The organism is Mesorhizobium sp. C395A, assembly GCF_030323205.1.
In the GTDB taxonomy this organism is placed as follows: domain Bacteria; phylum Pseudomonadota; class Alphaproteobacteria; order Rhizobiales; family Rhizobiaceae; genus Mesorhizobium.
The window spans coordinates 1,289,900-1,311,015 of sequence record NZ_CP100473.1; the positions used below are offsets into that span (position 1 = coordinate 1,289,900).

18 protein-coding genes are annotated in these 21,116 nt (G+C 60.5%); 11 read left to right on the forward strand and 7 right to left on the reverse strand.

All coding sequences use genetic code 11. The features are described from left to right. Positions 1–25 precede the first annotated feature (25 nt). Positions 26–1,198, forward strand: a complete 1,173-nt coding sequence (locus tag NLY37_RS06360; RefSeq protein ID WP_031246463.1) for an alpha-hydroxy acid oxidase — start codon at positions 26–28, stop codon at positions 1,196–1,198. After that, positions 1,191–1,880 (forward strand): RraA family protein, encoded by a 690-nt coding sequence (locus tag NLY37_RS06365; protein WP_023682289.1) that lies wholly within the window; start codon positions 1,191–1,193, stop codon positions 1,878–1,880. Before NLY37_RS06360 ends, NLY37_RS06365 begins: the two co-directional genes overlap by 8 nt. A gap of 13 nt (positions 1,881–1,893) precedes the next feature. Here NLY37_RS06365 and NLY37_RS06370 read toward each other — a convergent pair whose 3' ends face one another. The 7 genes from NLY37_RS06370 to NLY37_RS06400 all read right to left on the reverse strand — a co-directional run bounded on the left by NLY37_RS06370 (position 1,894) and on the right by NLY37_RS06400 (position 10,294). Then, positions 1,894–2,847: a response regulator gene (locus tag NLY37_RS06370; protein ID WP_023669440.1), complete on the reverse strand. Its 954-nt coding sequence runs from the start codon at positions 2,845–2,847 to the stop codon at positions 1,894–1,896. Between the two features lie 64 nt (positions 2,848–2,911). Beyond that, the gene (locus NLY37_RS06375; RefSeq protein ID WP_023682287.1) at positions 2,912–3,931 is read right to left on the reverse strand and encodes a chemotaxis response regulator protein-glutamate methylesterase; all 1,020 of its coding nucleotides are present in this window, start codon (positions 3,929–3,931) and stop codon (positions 2,912–2,914) included. 22 nt (positions 3,932–3,953) lie between these two features. Continuing rightward, positions 3,954–6,227: a hybrid sensor histidine kinase/response regulator gene (locus NLY37_RS06380; protein ID WP_023742810.1), complete on the reverse strand. Its 2,274-nt coding sequence runs from the start codon at positions 6,225–6,227 to the stop codon at positions 3,954–3,956. Continuing rightward, positions 6,224–6,928, reverse strand: a complete 705-nt coding sequence (locus tag NLY37_RS06385; protein WP_084559018.1) for a chemotaxis protein CheW — start codon at positions 6,926–6,928, stop codon at positions 6,224–6,226. Before NLY37_RS06385 ends, NLY37_RS06380 begins: the two co-directional genes overlap by 4 nt. After that, positions 6,928–8,169, reverse strand: coding sequence for a CheR family methyltransferase (locus NLY37_RS06390; RefSeq protein ID WP_023742809.1), 1,242 nt, complete (start codon positions 8,167–8,169; stop codon positions 6,928–6,930). The genes NLY37_RS06385 and NLY37_RS06390 overlap by 1 nt, the downstream gene beginning before the upstream one ends. Beyond that, on the reverse strand, positions 8,166–8,633 hold the full coding sequence (locus NLY37_RS06395; protein WP_023700505.1) for a chemotaxis protein CheW: 468 nt from the start codon (positions 8,631–8,633) through the stop codon (positions 8,166–8,168). Before NLY37_RS06395 ends, NLY37_RS06390 begins: the two co-directional genes overlap by 4 nt. Before the next feature lie 23 nt (positions 8,634–8,656). Further along, positions 8,657–10,294 carry a methyl-accepting chemotaxis protein gene (locus NLY37_RS06400; protein WP_023689447.1) on the reverse strand — a complete coding sequence of 546 codons (1,638 nt, stop codon included), beginning with the start codon at positions 10,292–10,294 and terminating at the stop codon, positions 8,657–8,659. Positions 10,295–11,397: 1,103 nt separating this feature from the next. Between NLY37_RS06400 and nanR the strand changes: the two genes are divergently transcribed. The 9 genes from nanR (at position 11,398) to NLY37_RS06445 (ending at position 21,031) form a co-directional block, all read left to right on the forward strand. Continuing rightward, entirely contained in the window at positions 11,398–12,105 is a 708-nt protein-coding gene (gene nanR, locus NLY37_RS06405) for a transcriptional regulator NanR (protein ID WP_023742808.1), read from the forward strand. Then, positions 12,105–12,410, forward strand: coding sequence for a putative quinol monooxygenase (locus tag NLY37_RS06410; RefSeq protein WP_023742807.1), 306 nt, complete (start codon positions 12,105–12,107; stop codon positions 12,408–12,410). The genes nanR and NLY37_RS06410 overlap by 1 nt, the downstream gene beginning before the upstream one ends. A 47-nt stretch (positions 12,411–12,457) precedes the next feature. Beyond that, positions 12,458–13,234 (forward strand): HpcH/HpaI aldolase family protein, encoded by a 777-nt coding sequence (locus tag NLY37_RS06415; protein ID WP_023726880.1) that lies wholly within the window; start codon positions 12,458–12,460, stop codon positions 13,232–13,234. A gap of 14 nt (positions 13,235–13,248) precedes the next feature. Next, positions 13,249–14,301 (forward strand): NAD(P)-dependent oxidoreductase, encoded by a 1,053-nt coding sequence (locus NLY37_RS06420; protein ID WP_023742805.1) that lies wholly within the window; start codon positions 13,249–13,251, stop codon positions 14,299–14,301. Between the two features lie 120 nt (positions 14,302–14,421). Continuing rightward, on the forward strand, positions 14,422–16,077 hold the full coding sequence (locus tag NLY37_RS06425; RefSeq protein ID WP_023742804.1) for an extracellular solute-binding protein: 1,656 nt from the start codon (positions 14,422–14,424) through the stop codon (positions 16,075–16,077). A gap of 87 nt (positions 16,078–16,164) precedes the next feature. Then, a complete protein-coding gene (locus NLY37_RS06430; protein WP_023705662.1) occupies positions 16,165–17,106 on the forward strand; it encodes a carbohydrate ABC transporter permease in 942 nt (313 codons plus the stop codon). 41 nt (positions 17,107–17,147) lie between these two features. Beyond that, on the forward strand, positions 17,148–17,954 hold the full coding sequence (locus NLY37_RS06435; RefSeq protein WP_050588456.1) for a carbohydrate ABC transporter permease: 807 nt from the start codon (positions 17,148–17,150) through the stop codon (positions 17,952–17,954). A gap of 12 nt (positions 17,955–17,966) precedes the next feature. Then, complete coding sequence (locus NLY37_RS06440) at positions 17,967–19,061, forward strand: ABC transporter ATP-binding protein (protein WP_023705660.1); 1,095 nt, start codon at positions 17,967–17,969, stop codon at positions 19,059–19,061. Then, positions 19,058–21,031: a D-apionate lactonase family protein gene (locus tag NLY37_RS06445; protein WP_023742803.1), complete on the forward strand. Its 1,974-nt coding sequence runs from the start codon at positions 19,058–19,060 to the stop codon at positions 21,029–21,031. The genes NLY37_RS06440 and NLY37_RS06445 overlap by 4 nt, the downstream gene beginning before the upstream one ends. Positions 21,032–21,116: the final 85 nt, after the last annotated feature.

The following is a 21,116-nucleotide window of genomic DNA, read 5'->3' on the forward strand; positions in this document are numbered from 1 at the left end:
GGGCGGTGCGGCATCGTCTGCTTCGATGGCGGCGTTGAAGTGCCTGTACAGCGTGGCCGCGGTCCGCGTCGCCGCGCGGCGGACTTTGCCACGCCCGGTGTTCGACTTCGCCGATGGCGGTGCCGAGGATGAGCGAACGCTGCGCCGGAACGAGCAAGCTTTCAACGAGGTTGCCATTCTGCCGCGACCACTCAACGGTGCAACGACGCGAGACCTTTCCCTTGACCTCTTCGGCGCGAAACTTGCCATCCCGCTGGGCATCGCGCCAACCGGCCTGGCTGGGCTGTTCTGGCCCGACGGCGAGCGCGCAGCCGCCCGAGCCGCAGCGGCCGCAGGGACATTCTACTGCGCCAGCCACGGATCGGTCTGCACGCTGGAGGATATAGCAGCCACCGGAAGTAGCCCACGGTGGATGCAGGTGTTCGTCTATACCGATCGCGGCTTCACCCGAGAAATGGTGGATCGGGCGCGTGCCTCAAGCTACGACGCGCTGGTGCTCACCATTGATAACCAGATGCTTGGCAACCGTGAACGCGACATCCGCAACGGTTTTGCCATCCCGCCGCGCTTCGGTGTGGCCGGAACCCTCGCGGCCGCCACCAAGGCGGCGTGGCTTCTTCGTATGCGCACCCGACTCCCGAAACTGACTTTCGGCAACTACGCGCGCCCCGGAGATACGGCGACGGTCGGTGCATTGGCGGGCCGAATGGCCGCAATGCTCGATCCCGGACTCTCCTGGGCCGATGTCGACTGGCTGCGCACTGTCTGGTCCGGACCGTTGTTGCTGAAAGGCGTCCTGCATCCCAGCGAAGCCGCCGAGGCTGTAGCCCGAGGAATCGACGGCATCATCGTATCCAATCATGGGGGACGTCAGCTTGACGGCGCCGCCGCATCCCTGGACGCGTTGACGGCGGTTGTCGCGGCTGTCGCCGGCCGCGTACCAGTGCTTATCGACGGCGGCATCAGGCGAGGCTCTGACGTCGTCAAGGCCCTGGCGCTCGGCGCCTCGTGCTGTCTGATCGGGCGGCCGCAGTTGTGGGGGCTCACGGTCGCCGGCGAGGAGGGGGTACGCCACGTGCTCGAACTCTACCGCAAGGAGATCGACCGCGTCATGGGACTGATGGGCGCGCGGAGCCTGCGCGACCTCGGGCCGGACTGTATTTCGTTCGTTCAGGGAATGGGGCCGCTACATGATTGAAGACCCACCACTGCTCACCATCAAGCGCCGTTTCGAACGGCCCGCAGCAGAAATCATCAGTGCTTTTGCGGGCGTGCCGGTTAGCCAGGTCGTAGACGCGATGGGGGGACGCGGCGCCTTGCATTATGCGATCAAGCCACTGTCGCCAGCTACTGCGACGATGGTCGGCGTCGCCGTGACCTGTCACTGCGGTCCCGCCGACAACCTCGCCCTGTTTGGAGCACTGGATGCCGCAGCAAGTGGCGATGTCATCGTCGCGGCCACCGACAGCTTTGCCGGTACCGCGGTAACTGGCGATCTCGTGCTCGGCATGGCGCGCAACAAGGGGGTCGCCGGCTTCATCACTGACGGTCTGGTGCGCGACGTTGTCGGGATCGAGGCGGTCGGGTTGCCGGTTTACTGTGCCGGGGTCATTGCGAATTCGCCTGCGCGAAATGGTCCAGGCACGGTCGGATTCCCGGTGGTGCTGGGAGGAGTGACTATCTCGCCGGGAGACATACTGGTCGGCGACCGCGACGGTGTCGCCGTGGTGCCTCGCCTGGAGGCTGAGACTGTGCTGGCCCGGCTCTCCGCCATCAGGGCGGCTGAGAAAACTCTTGATGGCCTGGTGCGGCAAGGTCTCGAGATGCCCGACTTCGCCAAGGTCGTCCTCAAATCGAACAGGGCGCGCTTCGTTGACTGAGATGTGAGCTTCTCTAGCTGCGGGACATATGAAGCGCAACACGATTTCGTCCTTCCGATTTGGCACGAAACAGAGCCAAATCGGCGGCATTGACGAAATCGTTTGGCGTCTCGTTCTCGGTGGGCACCGCTGTTGCGACGCCGACGCTGATGGTCACGCGATCCGGGCCGTGGGGTATGTTCAACTCTCGCACGCTCTGGACGAGCCGCTCGGCGATCGCACTGGATTGTTCCAGTATGGTGTCGACCAGCACGATGACGAACTCTTCGCCTCCGTACCGCGCAGCGAGATCGGTGGAGCGGCCGGAACCGCTCTGGATTACGCGGGCGATTTGCTTCAGCACATCGTCGCCGGCCATATGGCCATAGGTATCGTTGTATCGTTTGAAGTTATCGGCATCGATCATCAACAGCGACAGTGGGGACTGTGCGCGAAAAGCGCGTTTCCATTCAGCCGCCAGATATTCGTCAAAATAGCGCCTGTTACCGAGACCTGTCAGGCCATCGATCCGCGTCAGACGTTCAAGCTCTAGATTTGCACTGATCAGCTGTCGCTGGCTTTCCCTCAGCGCTCGGTGTGCCGAGTCTCGCTGGACGTGATCCAGATAGGCCCGCGTGTGATATCGAATGCGTGCAATCAACTCGATACGATCCGGCAGTTTGACGAGATAGTCGTTCGCGCCCGCAGCGAAGGCTTCGCCCTTGGTGGCTGGATCTTCCTTGCTCGACAGCACAATGACTGGAACCGCGCGTGTCGACGCATGCTTCCTGTATTCTCGCACCAGATGTAGCCCATCCACCCCGGGCATGACGAGATCCTGCAGGATGACGGTTGGCTTTACCTCATCCGCGACCGTCATCGCTCTCAACGGGTCGGTGCAGAAGTGTAAGGAAATATCGGGCTCGTTGGCTAGGGCGCGCCTGACCGCCTCGCAAACCATGATCTGATCATCGATGAGCAGAACCATGGATGAATAGTTATCTGCAAGTGGCGGGACCAACTCTGGTTCTTGCGTCATCGGAAGGGGCCTTTCACGTGGAGCGCTCGCAGGCTTCGATTATACGTGAGCCGATCGCACCCAAAGGAAGAATATCAACAGCCGCGCCGATGTCGGCGGCGGCCTTCGGCATGCCATAGACGGCACTGGTTGCTCTATCCTGCGCGATTGTGAGATGTCCCTTGTCACGGAGCTGTCTCAGCCCGCGCGCACCATCCCTGCCCATGCCTGTGAGCAGAACACCAATCACCGAGCCAGGCCACCATTGCGCCGCACTTTCGAAGAACACATCTACCGACGGCCGATAAACATTGTCCTTGGGGCTGGGCGTATAGCCAAGTTGCTGAGCTGACTTGAAAACCAGATGATCCGCAGAACTGGCAACGAGAACGGTGCCCGCTTGTGGACTATCCCTTTCCCCCGCCGGACGGATCGGGAGACGCGTATGCTGCCCTAGCCAATCAACAAGGCCTGGAACGAACTGAGCATCGAGATGCTGGACGAGCACAATCGCGCCGCGAAAATCAACGGGAAACGCGCTCAGGACTGCGGCAACGGCAGCCGGCCCGCCCGCAGAGGCGCCGATTGCTATCACGTGTCGAGTTGACGGCTCAGCCGCACGTGACATCCGCCTTTTTGCCTGGGTAGGCGCATCGCCGATCAACTTGCCTATCGTTCGTATCTTGTTCGTCAAAAGCCGGGCGGATTGCGAGGACGCGTTGCCTTCGATGCCCACTGACGGAATATCGACTGCGTCAAGCGCGCCATGACCCATTGCTTCGTAGACGCCGGCGAGGTTGGCTTCGATACTGGCGGTCACCAGCAAGATTGAGCACGGGGTTTCCGCCATGATTCTGCGGGTCGCTTCCACGCCGTCCATCTCTGGCATCGCTAGATCCATGAGTATCAGATCCGGCAGATCACGTCTGCAGACCTCGACCGCCTCACGCCCATTAGTCGCGATCCACGCGACCTGATGTTCGCCGGTCAACAGAACCAGTCGACGCAGAAGTTCAACCGCCATCGGCATGTCGTTAACTACGCCGATTCTCATTCGTTGGCTTCCAATCTCGATCTCATTCAGCCGCCTCGCCAATCATGTCCACGACGGCATGGATCAGCGCCTCGTCCTGAAAACTACTCTTGGTCAGATAATAGTCCGCACCTGCGTCGAGCCCGCGCGCGCGATCTTCTTCCCGATCCTTGTATGAAACGATCATAATGGGTGTGTTCTTGAGATCAGCGTCCTTTCTGATCAAACTCACCAGCTCGATGCCATCCATGCGAGGCATGTCGATGTCGGTGACGACGAGATCGAAAGGACCAGACCGGACGGCATTCCACCCGTCCATGCCGTCTACCGCCACTTCGACCTCATAACCGTAATTGCCGAGCATCTTGCGCTGGAGTTCGCGAACCGTCAGTGAATCGTCAATCACGAGCACGCGCTTGCGCCTGCTCGCTTCGGGACCGCCCGCGGCGCGCCGAAGAGCTCGAAATCCGCTGGACGATGCAAGCTTTTCCACCGATCGGATCAGATCGTCGACGTCGAAGATCAGAACAGGCGAACCGTCTTCCATCAGGGCCGCTGCGCTGATGTCCTTGATCTTGGCAAACCGTGGATCGAGAGGTCTGATCACTAACTCGCGTTCCCCGAGAAAACGGTCAACGATCAGGCCGTACGCATCGCCCCGACCCGCATCCACGACGACGACCGATAGTTCGTTCGGTTCCGATCCGGGCTCACCTCGATCGAGCACCTCGCGAGCGGTGACCAGCCCGATCTGTCGATCGTTCAATCGAAAATGCGGCCGGCCCTGCAGGACGTTGATCTCCGTCCGCTGCAGTTTCAAAGTCTTGGAAATGGCAGCGAGTGGAAAAGCATAGGGCTCTCCATCGACATCGACGAGCAGCGTGCGCAGGACCGACAATGTCAGCGGCAATTGCAGTTGAAATCGGGTTCCGTGGCCAAATTCTGAGGAGACGCTTGCGACTCCCCGGACTTCCTTCGTCATGGCTTGCACTGCATCGAGCCCCACACCGCGACCTGAGACGTCGGTAAGGCCCGCTTTCATGGAAAAGCCTGGCAGAAACAGAAATGCGAGCAATTCGCTTTCGCTGAGTGTTTCAGCACTTTCCCTGGTTGCAAGTTGCCGGGCGACGACGGTCTCGCGCAGCTTCGAGAGCTCTATCCCCCTGCCGTCGTCCACCACGGCTATCTGCAGCAGCCCGGCATTGTGCCTCGCTTCGAGCCTGATGAGCCCCTCTTCGGGTTTGCCCATCGCGAGGCGCTCCTCAGGCGGTTCAAGCCCATGGTCTACAGCGTTGCGCAGAAGGTGCCCCAAAGGGGCATCGAGCTGCTCGAGGATATCGCGGTCGATGCCGGTCGAGCCGCCTACGATCTCCAGTCGCACCCGCTTGCCAAGGGTACGACCGAGGTCGCGGATCATTCTCGCATAGTGTCGCACGCCGTCCTCAAAAGGCCGCATCCGGCTCGCCAACGTTTCGTCGTACAATCTGTTGGCAAGATCGGTCGCTTTCCGATCCACTGAATCCAACTCATCGAAACGCTCCGCCAGGAACGCTTGGCTCAACCGAAGCTTTCGCTGCGCTTCAGCCAGCGCCTCCACCACCGCCGCATCGTTTGAAACCGGCGGCAGCACTGCATGAAGATTGTCGAATGCACTTGCGAGGTCCGATTGAAGTCGCTTCAGCCGTAGCAGCCCGTCAGCGAATGGCCTGAGCCGCCGAGCTTCCATCAGCGACTCGCCAGCCAGCCCGAGCAATCGGTTCAGGCTGTCTGCCGTCACCCGAACCATTCTATCAGAGCTGATGCTGCCGTGGGCTTGCGGCACCGCCCCAACGAGGAGGTTCGCTGAAGAGGTCGTCGCCAGTTGCTCCTGGGCATGATCTGGAGTTGCGAAATCAGCTGCAGAATCTTGGGGCCCGGGCTTTGCCTGGGGGAGGGACAACCCCTCGAACTTCGCGAGAAAGGTTTCGACTTCTGAGTTGGCGCTCTCGCTCGATGATCCCGATGCGATCAATTTCAAAAGGTCAGAACCTTGCAGAAGCGCGTCTATATGCTCCCGTCGCACCCTCAGATGCCCGCGTTGCGCTGCGACCAGGCAGTCTTCCATCGCATTTGCAACTTTGACTGCGGGCATCAGGTCGATGATGCGGGCAGCTCCTTTCAGGGAATGCGCGGCACGCATGCATGCTTCCAGGGCGTCGGCGGCGATAGGATCGCGTTCGAGTGCCAGAAGTCCAGAGGTCAGAGCCCGTGACTGCGTCTCCAGTTCGGCCTGGAAGAGGCTGAGCATCGAAACCTGGCTGAAGTCTTCATCTGTCATGCGATGCTCCGATCCAGCATCGTGAGCAGTTGTCGTGGATCGAGACAGCCAACGGCTCGTCCTTGCCATAGCAGCACGGCAACCGTAGCGGCAGACAGTGCCTTGCCAATCATGGCCGGAACAGCGAGAGTGTCGCGTTCCTGGTACCGATGTAAGCCGTGGATCTCATCAACCATAAAAGCAACCCGCTTGTCGCGCTCGCCTACCACGACAAGGCGGCGAAATACCTTGGTTCGTGTGCCTTGTTCCCCTTCCTTGCGCTCGTCTATCCCGAGCAATTCGGCCAGGGACAGGCAAATGAGCAATTCACCACGGACATTCGCAATGCCGAGCAGTGCACTGTTCCTGCGATGTGGAAGTGAATGAACGCGACGAGATTCAGCCACTTCATGAAAAATACCGACCGGAAGTGCCAGCCATTCCTCCCCCAAACGGAAGAGAACGGCCGTCTGCAGCGCGTCGCTGTCTGCCGAATCGATCCCTGCACGACCAGCGTTGTCAGGCCATTCGTCGCGAGATGCCGAGGGAGCTGCACGGTCGAGGAGGCGTCGTGCGATCTTCTTGTAGGTCGGGCAATTGCGGCAGTGGAGATGCTGCTCTAGTAGCGGACATGACTTGTCACCCCGTACGCCTATTTGCCGCCAGCAGTCGTTGATTTCGATCTCCTCCACCGGCTGAGCGATCCTTGTCGAAGCCGCCATCAACTGCCGCTCCTTTTCTGGACCCGACCCAGCCGGCCGGCCAGCGCCTCGGCGCCGTTATGGTCGCCTTGCTTGCTAAGCAGCAAAGCCAGATGGACAAGAGCTTCTAGATGATTTGGCGCGAGATAGAGCGCCTTGCGATAACTTTGCGCGGCTTCGGGTGCAGAACCATCCGCATCCTGGACGAGGCCTAGCAGGTAGAAGATTTCTGCGGAAGGACCGAACTCCCTGAGATGCGCCAGGGCGACCTCCTGTGCCTCCTTTACGCGTCCTGCATTGGCGATCCGTTCAACCGCGATGAGGCTTTCCGAGGCGTGTGCAAGCGGCTTGGCCGGAGCCTGCCCGCGGCCTTCATTGCCAATTGTCGGTCGGAACGGACGAAGAGGCTCGCTCTTGTTGACCTTAGGGCTTAGCGTCCGCACCGGGACGGCGGCCGAAACTTTCGGCGCCGTGGTCTTGACGGGCTCCGATTTCAGAAAGGCGAAGGCCAATGGCCATTCAGCGGAAAGAAAGCCATGCACCCTTGGAAGAGCTGCTTCCGCCGGACCGACCAGAAGAAGTCCGTCTTTGGCCAGCAGGTCCTTCAGGCAGATCAATGCGCGATCCTGCAGCTCTCGATTGAAATAGATCAGCAAATTGCGGCAAAGCAGGATGTCATAGACCTCTTGCCCGAAAGGCGCGTGAGAACCGAACAAGTTTCCTACCATGAACCGAACCTGTTTCAGCACCCCAGCAACAGGCCGCAACCCGCCCTCGGCCGCTTCGAAATAGCGATCCTTGAATTCTAAATGGCTGCCGCGAAACGAATTGCGGCCATAGATGGCGTGTTCAGCCGTCGCGATATTGCGGCTGCTGACGTCCACGCCATCGATCTTGAACTCATGTGCCTCAAAGCCGGCATCGAACATGGCCATGGCGACCGAGTAAGCCTCTTCGCCGGTTGAACATGGCAGGCTCAGGATTCTTATCGGCTGAGCAGGCTTGTGCGCGCGCGCATGCCGCGCCAGCATCGTGAACGCTTCTCGGTCGCGAAAGAACCAGGTCTCTGGGATCACCACCGCATTGATCAGCTCCTGCAGCTCCTGCGAGGAACCGGCCAAGTGTTGCCTATAGGCCTGAGGGTTGGTTATCCGGCATGCTTCCATCCGTTCTCTGACCGCCTGACGAACCACTGTCGGACCAACGCTGGCACTGTCCAGTCCAATGGTTTCCGTCAGGAGCTTTTCTATTGCTCCGGTCATTGATCACCTATTGCCGCCTGGCGGAGCAAAGCGGTACGAATCTCTTCCGAAAGCAGCGCTTCCACTTTGACCCACTGAATGATCTCCAAACCATCGGAAGCCACCGGCCCAAGATAGGGCGGGGTTCCTGGTTCCAGTCCGAACGGCGCGAAATCGGCCGGGTCTCGCTCGATCGTATCCGTCACCCGTTCCGCGATCAGCCCCAGCAGGCGTCGCTCGCCATCATCCGCCGGATAGCGCGTCACAACGATCCGGGTGCTCAACAGGCGCTCCGATGGTCGGCCAAGCGCAAGAAGGGTGACATCGATCAGGGGGATGGGTATTCCGTTATAGCTGACCAAACCCACCACACCAGTTGGCGCACCCGGAAGAACTTTCACGTCGATATAGGGCAGCACCTCTTCAATTTTGTGGACATCGATCAAGTAGCGATCCGGACCCATGCTGAAGGCGAGGAATAGCATTGTCACCTCCTACTGCCGGCTCGCTATGCTCGTAGCTTGAACCTCGATATGCTACTTCGCATGCCGCCTGAGACTTGATTGAGCTCGTCGATCGCGAGCGTCGATTGCTGAAGGGACTCGACTGTTTGCTGAGCTGCCTCGCTTAGCTGGGTTAGCGTGTCGCTGATCTGCCCCGCGCCGGTCGCCTGTGCTTGCATGCCTTCATTGGCGACTTCGAAACGTGGCACCAGCCCCTGAACCTGCTGAATGATCTCGAAGAGTTGCCCGCCGACCTGCTGGATGTCCTGCATACCCCGACGGACCTGCTCGGAAAACTTGTCCATGCCCATCACCCCGGCCGCGACTGCCGACTGGATGTCCTTGACCATTTGCTCGATATCGTAGGTGGAGACAGCTGTCTGGTCCGCGAGCCTTCGGATTTCCGTCGCCACCACTGCAAAACCCCGGCCATATTGGCCTGCCTTCTCCGCCTCGATGGAAGCGTTGAGCGACAACAGGTTCGTCTGATCGGCCACTTTGGTGATGGTCGTCACCACCTGATTGATGCTGCCGGCTTTCTCGCTCAGGATCGCCAGTTTGGAATTGATCGCGCCAGCCGCTTCCATGACCTGCTGCATGGTTTCTTCCATACGGGTCAGCCCCGCTTGCCCCCCGCCAGCCACGGCAGCGGTTTGTTCGGCAACTGTGGAGACCTCGTTCATCGTGCGGACCAGTTCGTTTGATGTGGCGGAGATTTCCTTGGCTGTCGCTCGGATTTCTGTTGTGGTCGCTGCGATTTCAGTCGCAGTTGCCTGCTGTTGCTTGGAGGTGGCGGCGATCTCAGTTATCGACGTGCCGACCTGTATGCTGGACCTTTGAACCTGACCAATGAGGGTTGTGAGATCGTCCGCCATTGCGTTGAAGCCGTCGGCAAGCACGCTGAATTCGTCTCGGCGCCTCAGATCGAGCCGTTCGCTGAAGTCGCCTTGCCGCATCAATTGAACCGCGTCGACCAAACGGGTGAGCGGACCTGTAATGGCGCGAAACAGCTGGTAACCCAAAAGAAGGGCTAGCCCGAGGGCTATCAACAAGCCAACGCTCAAACCGACTTCGGCCGTTCTGACGATCGAGCTGATCCGCTGCGTCGCGCTGTTTGCCTCGCCTCTGTGATCCTCAACCATGGCCTGCAGAGCGGACTGCAATTTTACAAAGATCGGCTCTACTTCGTTCTTGATAGCTGGGCTTTCATTGGGAGTTTCACCTTTCGACAAGGCAGCCCGGCTTGTTTCCAGCACAGCAGTTTCAGCCAGACGGAATTGGTTGGCGAGTTGTTTGACGGCTGCATAATTCTGCTTGTCGATATCGGAGACGATCGTTGCCTCATAGTCGTCCATCGACCGCTGCACCTGGTTGCGATTGGTCGTGATCGCGTTTTCAACCGTGCTTCTGTCTGACGGGTTGTCCTGAAGGGCATATTCCTGAAGCAGACTATGGGCCGCCATCTGGCCCGTCATGATCTCGGTACTGTGATAAAGGTCCGGAAGGATGCCCTTCTCGACCTCAGTCGCCTCCTCCCCCGCCTGAAGAAACCAGGCGTACGCGATGAGGGCTATCACGGACATGACCACCAGAACGGCTGCGAAACTGACGAGGATGCGGTGGCGTATTGTCAGACTCTTCATGGAACCGGTTCACCAATGGGGGGCATCGTGGGCTGCGCGACAAGCGCTCGTTCCGACATATTCGAAAAGGTGCGTCGAAAAGCGGTAGTCTGATGCTGAATGGTTTCTTTTCCGTTCCATAGCTAATGATGGCGAGGCGGCTCGCCAATCGGCGCCGCCAGAAGCGGTGGTCAAAGGACGACTGCCGTCCACGCACATCAGCCCGAGATCGGCTGGATGGCACGCCGCGTCAGGAGGAGCGTGGATGAGCTGCTTGAGGCCACGAATTGAATGACTGCTTAGGCCAGGTCGAGGCAAGAAAGCCGACGTCCTGCTTGCTGCCCCTAAGCTGCCAGGCGGGAACGCGCCTCATATCAGCCGTCCAGCATGATCGTCGCACTGAAAGCGGATCGCCGAAACCACATGTCGCAAACTGGCCAGCGCGTAGATTGGCGCCGAGTACGGGTTCGACATGCGCAGGTGACGATAACTAAATGGCAAGCGCCCCCGCCTGAGGCCCCTCAGGACTAAAATGATCTTGAGACAGTTTCAAATGCGCATCCTCAAGCGGCGGCCGCCAACCGCACAAGGATGAGCACAACGTGACGAGCGCTCTGGAGCGTAGAGGGGACTAACCCGACAATCCCTTCCTTTGCGACATTGCGGCGGGGAAAAAGATTACGAGATGGAGCAGGCGTATTGCCAAAAGGGTCCAGCAGCGAGAGTTCGCGTTTTCCGCCTCGGCTGTGAACCCGCTTCCATTCGCTGATCTTGCTCAGGTCGAGGTCTACTTGCCATCGAGGGCTCATGTCCCAGCTCATAAGCAGGCGGTTGGGTAGGTCTCGGCCAGCACACGGCCCGGTGGCACTCCTGGGGTCCACACCGCAGGTTCAAACTGACCACCGACCCAGGGTTCGAAGACCGTTCCCGATCGGAACACCGAGCAGATTGTGCTCGCTCTCCCTCAAGTTACTGAAATCTTCGTGAAGACATTGAAGGCGTCGCAAAGGACGCCTCGACAACGACGGAGTGCTTTAAGGGCCCGGCCACCGGATGCTTAGATCTCGTTGACAAGGGGTGCTATGGGATCATAACGTACCTGATTGGTATAACAGGTATGCCACATGATCGGAGTTCTGATCAAACAGCGGAAGCTTTCGGACGAGGTGGCAGCGCACCTCGAGCGGATGATCCGAGAGGGAGAGTTGGCCGAAGCCGACCGTCTCCCATCTGAACGGGAACTCATGCGGCAGTTCGGGGTAGGGCGGCCTTCCATCCGTGAGGCGCTGCTGCATCTGAGCAAAATGGGCCTTGTCGAGGTAAAATCGGGGGAGCGTGCCCGCGTCACTCGACCCACTCCTCAATTCGTGATCGACGCCCTTTCAGGGCCGGCTCGGCACATGATTTCGGCGCCGGGAGGGGTTCACGACTTCCAGAGCGCGCGGTTGTTTTTCGAGGTCGGCCTTGCCCGCAACGCCGCTGTGCATGCTACCCCGGAAGACATTGAGAGCCTCAAGGAGGCGCTCGAACTCAACCGTCAATCAATCGGCGACCTGGCGCGCTTCGAGCGCACGGACGTAGACTTCCATTACGTGCTGGCGGTAATCACCCGCAATCGGATCTTTACAGCTATTCACGCGGCGTTGGCTGAATGGTTGCTCGAACAGCGTCGCACCACATTGGCCAAGGGTCAAGACCGCAAGGCTTACCAGGCTCATCGCGAAATCTTCGAGGCCGTGGCCGCGCGCGATCCAGACGCGTCAGAGACGGCCATGCGCAGCCATCTCGAATATGTGGCCAAGCGGTACCTGCAACTTGCGAGGCCCAAGTGATGACCGGATTTGTCGTCTGGGTCGATTTCCGCCTGAGGCCTGGTGCCCGGGACAGGTTCCGAGAACTTGTCGACGCCAATGCAACCGCGTCGATGCGCACCGAGGCCGGCTGCCGCCGCTTTGACGTGACGGAGGCGCGTGGCGAACCGGATCGGGTCCTGCTCTATGAAATTTACGATAGCGAGGCCGCATTCGAGGACCATTGCCGCACCGCTCATTTCGACGAATTCAATACGCGGAGCGCGCCGCTCGTCGTGACCAAGTTGGTGACGACCTGCGACCTCGTTCTTGAGGCCACGCATTGAAGAGAACGTAGGCGGATTGCCCCATTGGGGCGAACGGGAGGAAGTGCATGTCAGAGCCAAGTCTCAGGGCGTTAGCATCTCACAGGCGGGTCAAGCTCGGTACGCTCGTCGCCGAGTTCGCCACGCCGGGAATCGGTCACATCCTGAAGTCCGCTGGCTGCGATTTCGTCTTTTTCGACATGGAGCATTCGGGATTTAGCTTGGAGACGCTGAAGAGTGCGATTCGCTATTTCGAGGCGGCTGACCTGCCGGTCATGGTGCGTGTGCCATCGCAGGACTACCACTTCCTTGCCCGCGCCATGGATATGGGCGCCGAAGGCCTGATCGCGCCGATGGTGAGCAGCGTCGAACAGGCGCAGCACATCATCAATTCCATGAAGTACCACCCTGCCGGCGCCCGCGGCGTGGCGCTGCAGATCGCTCATGACCGCTACCGCCCAGGCTCGGTCGCTGATAAATTCGAGGCCGCCAACAAGCGCTCCACGTTCATCTGCCTGATCGAGACCGCCGACGGCGTCAAGAACATTGACGGCATCGCGGGACTGGACGGGGTTGATTGTCTTTGGGTCGGACATTTCGATCTGTCCGTCTCGCTCGGCATTCCTGGCGACTTCGCCCACCCCACTTTCACTGCTGCAATGGCCAAAATCGTTGCCGCCGCCAAAAAGCACAACAAATCGCTTGGACGCTTGGTGCCCAACGTCGCCCAGGGACACGAGTTCTACGCACAGGGCTTCGATTTCATTTGTTATTCAGGCGACGTTTGGGTCCTGCACGACGCGATCGCCGACGCGGTTTCCAAGATCCGGGCCGGGTGCCAATAGGAGCGGAGGAGACGATGGACGGCGTAGAATTCAGGGTGGCGCTTTCCGGTGATTTCCGCAAGCCGGACGGCTCGCCGACCTACCCAGATTTCGATCTGGAGCCGCTGCGCAATGCGACAGGTGTCGAGATGGTGTTCCTGGAGTCAAACAGTCCGCTTCGCGCCGACCAACTTGAGGATTTCGATGCGCTCATCCTCCTCGCCCATCGTTTCGATGCCACGAGTGTCCCCAGGAGCGGCCGCCTGGCCGTTGTTGCCCGCTTCGGGGTCGGCTACGACACTGTCGACGTTGAGGCATGCACCGCAGCCGGTATTGCCTTGGTCATCACGCCCGATGGCGTGCGACGGCCCGTCGCCGTATCCGTCATCACCTTCATGCTGGCGCTGACCGGCAAGCTGCTGACAAAGGACGCGCTCACCCGCAAAGGGTCTGTTGGTTTTGAGAAGCGCTCCGAACATATGGGGGTCGGCCTCGTCGGGCGTACGCTTGGGTCGCTGGGCATCGGCAATATCGGTGCCGAGGTCTTCCGCTTGGCGAAGCCCTTTGACATGCAATTCATTGCCCATGACCCGTTTGCCGACAAGGGGGTCGCTGCCGACCTGGGTGTCGAGCTGGTCGGGCTGGAGGATCTGTTTCGCCGCGCCGACGTGCTGTCGGTGAGTTGCCCCCTGTCGCCCCAGACCCACCACATCGTCAATGCCGAGCGGATCGCCCTGATGAAGCCGACAGCTTACCTGATCAACACCGCGCGCGGCCCGATCGTCGACCAGAAAGCGCTGACGCAAGCGCTGCAGGAGCGCCGCATCGCCGGCGCCGGTCTCGACGTGCTGGAACAAGAGCCTCCCGAGGCAGACGATGCGATCCTCAAACTCGACAATGTCATCCTGGCGCCGCACGCGCTTTGCTGGACCGACCAGTGCTTTGCCGGCAACGGTGCCGCCGACGTCAAAGCGGTAATGGAGGTGCAGCGTGGTCGCGAGCCGCGCGGCGTGGTCAATCGCGAGGTGCTTTCGAGCGAGCTGTGGAAGACCAGGCTGTCTGGGCTCGCCGCCCGCTTTGGAACCTAGGAGGACACTGATTTTCGGCGCGCCGCCGCGGCCTCTTTGCGGCGACCTTACGGGAGGAAATGCTTGACCGCTGCGCCGGCGGACGAGTGAAGCAAAAGGAAAATGGGAGGACCAAGCACTATGAACGATCGTGAAAAACGTGACTTTCAGGCAGGTCTCGAAGCAGAGGTCGACGCCTTCATGCGCGGCGAAACCACCCGCCGAACTTTCATCACCCGCTTCGGTCAGATGACCGGCATGTTGGCCGTGTCCGGCCCGCTGCTGGGGATGATGACCGATTGGGCGCTGGCGCAGCAAACATTGGAATTGGCGGACGCCACGTCGCCGCTCGGCCAGGCGCAGGCCGCAGCCCTGAAAGCATCGAAGGAAGGGCCTCCGGACGGTTCCGCCTTTCGCGCGGCGGAGGCGGCCAAGGCGCATTCGGGCGTCACCCTCAACATGACCTACGAGGCTGGCCTGCAGGCACTCGACCCGCGCAATTTCAGTGGGCCGATGTGGGAGCAGCTTACCGGGATGAAGTCGAATGTCGTCGAGCTGTCGAACCCGGACCAGTACTCCAAGGCGGTCGCCGAGCACATCGCCGGCTCGGGTGCCTATGACGTCCTCGACATCTCGCCGGCCTGGACGCCGTCGCTTGCCGATGGCGGCGTCATCGCCCCTCTAGACGACTACATCGCCAAATACATGAACCCGGCAGACCTCGAGGACTATCATCCCCTGTACAAGGCGCTGCCGACCTACAAGGGTAAGATCTGGGGGTTCTTCGACGACGGCGACATGTTCGCTCTCTACTACCGCAAGGACATTTTCGAGGACCCTAAAATGGTGGAGGCTTACCAGGCGAAGTTCAACGCCAAGCTTGGACCGCCCAAGACATGGGAAGAATATGCCCAGATCGCCCAGTTCATCACCGACCAGATGGCGCCAAAGGTCTATGGCGCGGGACATTTCCGCAAGGCGGGCAGCCCCGGCAATCAGTTCGACTTTCTGCAGCAGTACCGGGCCAACGGCGGAAAACTCTTCGGCGACGACATGAAGGCAGGTTTGGTTTCGGATGCCGGCGTCAAGACGCTGACAAACATGCTCGCCGCAAACAAGGCCTCGATCCCCGGCAACAACGAGCTCGACGCCGTCTCCTTGTGGGCGGCTTTCCTGACCGGCAAAGTCGCGATGATCTATTCCTGGCCTCCTAGCGGCCGTATGGCGGCCAACTATTCGCAGTCGGCCACGGCAATCAACTTCATTCCGCAGTCCCAAATCGCCGGCAAGGTCGGCTATGCCGTGGTTCCGGGAAATCCGGAACATGCCACCGGCTACAACAAGGCACTGTCGGCCGACTCGCCCAACGCTGAGGCGGCGTATCTGTTCATGCAGTGGGTATGCTCGCCACCCGTCTCGCTGGCACGTTGCATGCTGCCCTACGCTCTACGCGACCCGTACCGCATCTCGCACTTCAAGTCCGAGCTCTACGGCGCGCTCTTCCCGAGTGCCAAGGAGTACCTTGCCAACCTCAACAACTCGGCAAATGTCGGTCTGCTCGACCCGATCATGCCAGGCGCGCAGGACTACTTCTTGAGCATCGATCGCATGTGCACGGCGGTGTGGGCTGGTGCGGATCCGAAGGCGTCGCTTGAAACGGCGGCCGCCGAGTGGAACGAGACGACCGACCGACTGGGTGTGGATTCGCAGAAGGGCTTCTACACCGAGTTCTTGAAACTGCCTGGCGCCACCGCCGACAACACGGTGGAAAAACTTGGCATGGCGGTCACCCTCTGAGGGCAGGCGGACTTCTCTGGAGCAATCGGTGTTGCGGGCGCTTGGCTCGCAACACCTCCCCGCTAAGCGGCGATTTTGGATACGCCTATGCAGCCCACCGCCACGATCCGTCGTTTGAAGGCAGCCGGCGCACCGCCCCGGCTGTCTGCCTTTGCTCAATGGGCAGACCGTCATTTCAAGTGGCTGCTGGTCGGCCCCGCTGTGCTGCTGATATTGGCACTGTCGATCTATCCGCTTCTGTTCTCGCTGGTGGTATCCTTCATCAACTACGACTTCCAGGTGCCGGGCCACGCCTTTGTCGGATTGAAGAACTTCGAGCGGGTCGTGTTCGATCCCGTAGCACGTTGGTCCCTGTTGCTGACAGCATCGCTGTCGGGCATCAGCGTCGCTATAGAATTCGTTCTCGGCCTCTTGGTGGCGCTGACAATGGTGCGCAGCTTTCCGGGCCGCGGTGTGATCATGTCGATCCTGATCGTGCCGCTGTTCATCAGTCCGGTCATCGTCGGCCAAGCCTGGACGCTGCTTTTACAGCGGCCTTTCGGACCGACGAACTATATCCTGACGCAACTATTGGGGCAGGAGGTTACGATCGGCTGGATGACGGAGCGCCCGTGGCTCTACGTCTCGCTGATCATCGCCGATGTCTGGCAGTGGACGCCGTTCATGTTCGTCATCCTGCTCGCCGGGCTGACCGCAATCCCACCCAATCTCTATGAGGCGGCAGAACTCGACGGCGTGAACGCCTGGCAGGTTTTTTGGGCGATCACGCTCCCGCATCTCGGGCCGATGATGCTGCTGGCGCTGACCTTCCGTCTGCTCGACGCAATCCGTATGTTCGACACCATTTTCATCATGACAGGGGGTGGCCCGGGAACACAAACCTACACGGCCTCCTATTATCTTTATACCATCGGCTTCACACAGTTTCATCTGTCGCAGGCAACAGCAGGAAGTTGGCTGTTCCTGATCTTTACGGCGCTCATCGTGACGTTGCTGGTGCGTCGGCTCTTGAAGGTAGAACCGGTCTGATGGCCGCCGTCGCGCCCGCCCGCCGCAGGAAACGTCGGTCGTTGCCGATCGGCCGAATTCTGCTGCTGGGGTTCTTCCTGGTGTTCGTGCTGTGGCCGCTCTACTGGATGTTCAACACCTCCATCAAGCCCAGCGACGACTACCTCACCGTACCGCCTGTCTGGTTCCCCGCCGCTCCGACGCTTGTCCACTACAAAGCTGCGCTGTTCGCCTATCGTGGTCTCGACGGGCTCATCAACAGCCTGATTATTTCGCTTTCGGCCACGGTGCTTTCGGCGCTGCTCGGCACGCTGATGGCCTATAGCCTGGCGCGCTACGACACCGGCGGCAAGCATCTGTCTTTCTGGGTGCTGTCGCAGCGCTTTTTGCCGCCGATCGGGATCGTGCTGCCGGTGTTCCTGATCTATCGCCAGGTCGGGCTCTACGACACTCATGTCGGCCTGATCATCGCCTATACGGTCTTCACGCTGCCGGTCTCGGTGTGGATGATGTTCGCCTATTTCCGCGGCATGCCGAAGTCGATGGAGGAGGCGGCCCTCGTCGATGGCTGCACGAGATGGGAGGCGTTCTGGCGCGTTGCCATGCCGCTCGCAGCACCGGGCATCGTCGCGGCGGCTGTCTTCGCCTTCATTGCATGCTGGACGGAGTTCTTCTTCGCTCTGATCTTGACCAGCCGAACTGCCTTTACACTGCCAACGGTCTTCCGCGCCTTCATCGGCTTCCAGGGCGCGCAATATGGCGAAGCCGCGGCCCTTGCCATCGTCTCCCTTGTGCCATCGATCGCCCTCGGGGTCCTTGCTCAACGTCATCTGGTGCGCGGGCTGACGCTCGGCGCCGTTCGCGGTTAGGAAAGCTCCCGCATGGCCGAAGTCAAAATTACCGGCTTGCACAAGCGCTACGGCGCGTTCCATGCCGTGCGCGGCATTGACCTCCACATCCGCGACGGCGAGTTCACCGTCCTGGTTGGACCGTCCGGCTGCGGCAAGTCCACGCTGCTCCGGACCATCGCCGGCCTGGAGGAGATATCGGAAGGCACGATCGAGATCGGCGGCGAGGTGGTCAATGATTTCCGGCCGCGCGATCGCGACGTGGCAATGGTGTTTCAAGATTATGCGCTCTATCCGCATATGAGCGTGGCCAAGAACATTGGCTTCGGCCTCAAGGCTCGCAAGATGCCGAAGCCAGAGGTCGAGGTGCGCGTCGCCGAGGCGGCACGCATGCTTGGCATCACTCCCTTGCTGGGGCGTTTTCCGCGCCAATTATCCGGTGGCCAGCGCCAGCGCGTCGCCATCGGCCGCGCCATAGTCCGCAACCCCCGCATCTTTCTATTCGACGAGCCGCTGTCCAACCTCGACGCACAGCTTCGCGACGAAATGCGCGGCGAAATCAAACGCCTTCACCAGGACATTGCGACAACGATGATCTACGTCACCCATGACCAGATCGAAGCGATGACGTTGGCTGACCGTATCGTGCTGATGCGCGACGGGTTGATAGAGCAGCAGGGCGCGCCACTCGAGTTGTTCGAGCACCCGGCCTCCACGTTCGTCGCTGGGTTCCTGGGTTCGCCGCGGATGAGCTTCCTGCCAGGCACCCTTGCCTTGGACGCAGGCGCCGCTGCCATCCGGCTCGCAGATGCACTGCTACCCTTAGCGCCCGGCAGGGGGCTGAAGGGCGTCGCGGACGGACAGCAGGTGCTGCTCGGGTTAAGGCCAGAACACCTCACTCGTGCGCACACTGCCATGCCGGAGCAGGGCACGTTTCGCTATGAGGCAACGATCGACCTGCTGCAGCCGACCGGCTCGCGCAGTTACGCGACATTCCGACTGGCCGGCGCGCCGGTGATGGCTGAGCTGCAGGCGCACGATGTCAGCCGTCCGGGCGAGAAGCTTGCGATCGACATCAACATGAACCGGGCCTCGATCTTCGACGCCACGACGGAGCGCGCAATTTGACCTCGACAGCTTCCCTGGCAGTCCGCTTGTGTGGCACCGAGCAGCTCGAGGCACCGCTGCGCACACTGCGCGCCGGATCCTTGTCGGTCGCCTTCGACAATGGCGCCTTGCGTTACATCCGCATCGGGACGATCGAGGTCTTGCGCGGAATCTCGTTTCTTGTACGGGACGAAAACTGGGGAACATGTACCACCGTTCTCGATGATCTGCGGATCGACGAGAGGCCGGATGCGTTCGCCATTGAATACCGTGCAACATGTGCCGCAACATCCGGCCGCCTGATTTACCGGGCGCGCGTCTCAGGCAGTGGCGATGGTGCGCTGTCGTTTGTGGCGGAGGCAGAGCCCGAGACTGACCTTTTGACGAATCGGACCGGCTTCGTGGTCCTTCATCCGATCGAGGGCTTAGCCGGCAAGCCGATAAAGGTGCTGCATGAGGATGGTCACGACGAGCTATCGTTCTTTCCGGACCACATCGATCCAAAATGTCCGTTCACCGACATCCGGGCGTTGTCGCACGAGATCGCGCCTGGGATCTGGGCGACATGCACCATGGAGGGTGATGCCTTTGAGATGGAGGACCAACGCAATTGGTCTGACGCCTCCTATAAAACATATGTCCGCCCTCTGCGTCGCCCGTGGCCTTACAGACTGCCCAGGGGCCAGAAATTCACGCAGGCCGTCCGGCTTCACGTGTCAGGAACGCTCCCTGCCGGGACGTCTGAAAATCGAAATCCACTCATCAACCTGACGATCGGCGGACCGGTCGGCCGAGTGCCCCGCACTGGCGTCGGCGTCGCCGCCGACGAGGCAAAGCACGCGCTCGAAACCCCCGAGCTCCTACGACGAATGGCTCCTCAGTGGATGGTCTGCCAGGTCGATCTCCGGATCGCACACGGCCAGGACGAACTAGAAAGCTACGCCGCGCTCGCACGGCTGACCGGCGCTGGAGTGGTCCTCGAGATTATCACCAAGGGCACGCGCGATCCATTCGGCGAATTGGCGCCGGTCGCGGATGCTGTCGACTCACTCGGCCTCAAACTAGAAGCTGTCTCCGTCTTTCCGGCGCAGGACATGACATCCGTACAGCCGGGAGCACCGTGGCCGACTATGCCCAGCTTCCACGAAAGCTACTCCGCCGCTCGCCGGGCTTTCCCGGGCATCGCGCTGGGCGGCGGCATGGCCGCTTACTTCACCGAACTCAACCGCAAGCGTCCGCCAGCCGAAGCGCTCGACTACGTGACCTTCACCACCTGTCCAAGCGTGCACGCCGCAGATGATGTCTCGGTGATGGAGACACTTCAGGCAATCCCCCATCTAATCCGCTCCGCGCATGCTTTCATGGGGGAACGCTTGCCACTGCGTATCGGTCCCATCCAGCTCGGCTGCCGTGAGAACCCATACGGAAAATCCACTGCGCCGAATGAAGCGAACGCTCGCGTCTGTCTATCGCGCATTGATCCTCGTCAGCGCGGGCTGTTCAATGCGGCTTGGACTGTCGGATATTTCGCGGCCTGCGCTCGCGAAGGAATCGAGGCCGTCGCGTTCGGTGACTTCGCCGGCCCCTTTGGCCAAATCCATAGGAAGGCTGATTTCGTGCAGCCATGGTATGATCAGCAGGATGGCCCAACGGTCTATCCCGCTTTCCATGTCTTGGCTGGTCTCTCAAAGCTCGGCGGAGCCACCTTGCTGTCCGTAGGAACTTCCGGCGCTGACGGCGTCGCCACGATCGCGGCTGAAAAAGATCGCCGCGTGACCCTGTGGGTCGCTAACCTTACCGCCAAGACGCAATCTGTGCGGCTTTCGGATTCGCCGAGCAGCGCCCGCATTGCTCTTCTCGGCGCCGAGCAGTTCGAGCGGGCGGCAACCGATCCCGACTTCATGGAAAGTTCCGCAAGACCGCTGGATGATCAAAGCATCTCGCTTGGCGCCTACGCCGTCGCGCGAGTCGACCTCGATCGATCGTCTTAGGCCTAGTCGATGTTCGCTGTTTGGCCAAACCCCCGTCAAAGATGAGGGTGGTAGTTCCATACTCTAAGGCAGCGCGTGGAATCCA

What these genes read in the sequence shown, in the direction of transcription:
- NLY37_RS06440 (WP_023705660.1), top strand. Translation starts at nt 17,967, where the DNA reads ATGGCCGAAGTCAAAATTACCGGCTTGCACAAGCGCTACGGCGCGTTC.
- NLY37_RS06420 (WP_023742805.1), top strand. Translation starts at nt 13,249, where the DNA reads ATGGACGGCGTAGAATTCAGGGTGGCGCTTTCCGGTGATTTCCGCAAG.
- NLY37_RS06410 (WP_023742807.1), top strand. Translation starts at nt 12,105, where the DNA reads ATGACCGGATTTGTCGTCTGGGTCGATTTCCGCCTGAGGCCTGGTGCC.
- NLY37_RS06370 (WP_023669440.1), bottom strand. Translation starts at nt 2,847, where the DNA reads ATGGTTCTGCTCATCGATGATCAGATCATGGTTTGCGAGGCGGTCAGG.
- NLY37_RS06375 (WP_023682287.1), bottom strand. Translation starts at nt 3,931, where the DNA reads ATGAGAATCGGCGTAGTTAACGACATGCCGATGGCGGTTGAACTTCTG.
- NLY37_RS06395 (WP_023700505.1), bottom strand. Translation starts at nt 8,633, where the DNA reads ATGCTATTCCTCGCCTTCAGCATGGGTCCGGATCGCTACTTGATCGAT.
- NLY37_RS06380 (WP_023742810.1), bottom strand. Translation starts at nt 6,227, where the DNA reads ATGACAGATGAAGACTTCAGCCAGGTTTCGATGCTCAGCCTCTTCCAG.
- NLY37_RS06385 (WP_084559018.1), bottom strand. Translation starts at nt 6,928, where the DNA reads ATGGCGGCTTCGACAAGGATCGCTCAGCCGGTGGAGGAGATCGAAATC.
- NLY37_RS06360 (WP_031246463.1), top strand. Translation starts at nt 26, where the DNA reads ATGGCGGCGTTGAAGTGCCTGTACAGCGTGGCCGCGGTCCGCGTCGCC.
- NLY37_RS06430 (WP_023705662.1), top strand. Translation starts at nt 16,165, where the DNA reads ATGCAGCCCACCGCCACGATCCGTCGTTTGAAGGCAGCCGGCGCACCG.
- NLY37_RS06400 (WP_023689447.1), bottom strand. Translation starts at nt 10,294, where the DNA reads ATGAAGAGTCTGACAATACGCCACCGCATCCTCGTCAGTTTCGCAGCC.
- NLY37_RS06415 (WP_023726880.1), top strand. Translation starts at nt 12,458, where the DNA reads ATGTCAGAGCCAAGTCTCAGGGCGTTAGCATCTCACAGGCGGGTCAAG.
- NLY37_RS06425 (WP_023742804.1), top strand. Translation starts at nt 14,422, where the DNA reads ATGAACGATCGTGAAAAACGTGACTTTCAGGCAGGTCTCGAAGCAGAG.
- nanR (WP_023742808.1), top strand. Translation starts at nt 11,398, where the DNA reads ATGATCGGAGTTCTGATCAAACAGCGGAAGCTTTCGGACGAGGTGGCA.
- NLY37_RS06390 (WP_023742809.1), bottom strand. Translation starts at nt 8,169, where the DNA reads ATGACCGGAGCAATAGAAAAGCTCCTGACGGAAACCATTGGACTGGAC.
- NLY37_RS06365 (WP_023682289.1), top strand. Translation starts at nt 1,191, where the DNA reads ATGATTGAAGACCCACCACTGCTCACCATCAAGCGCCGTTTCGAACGG.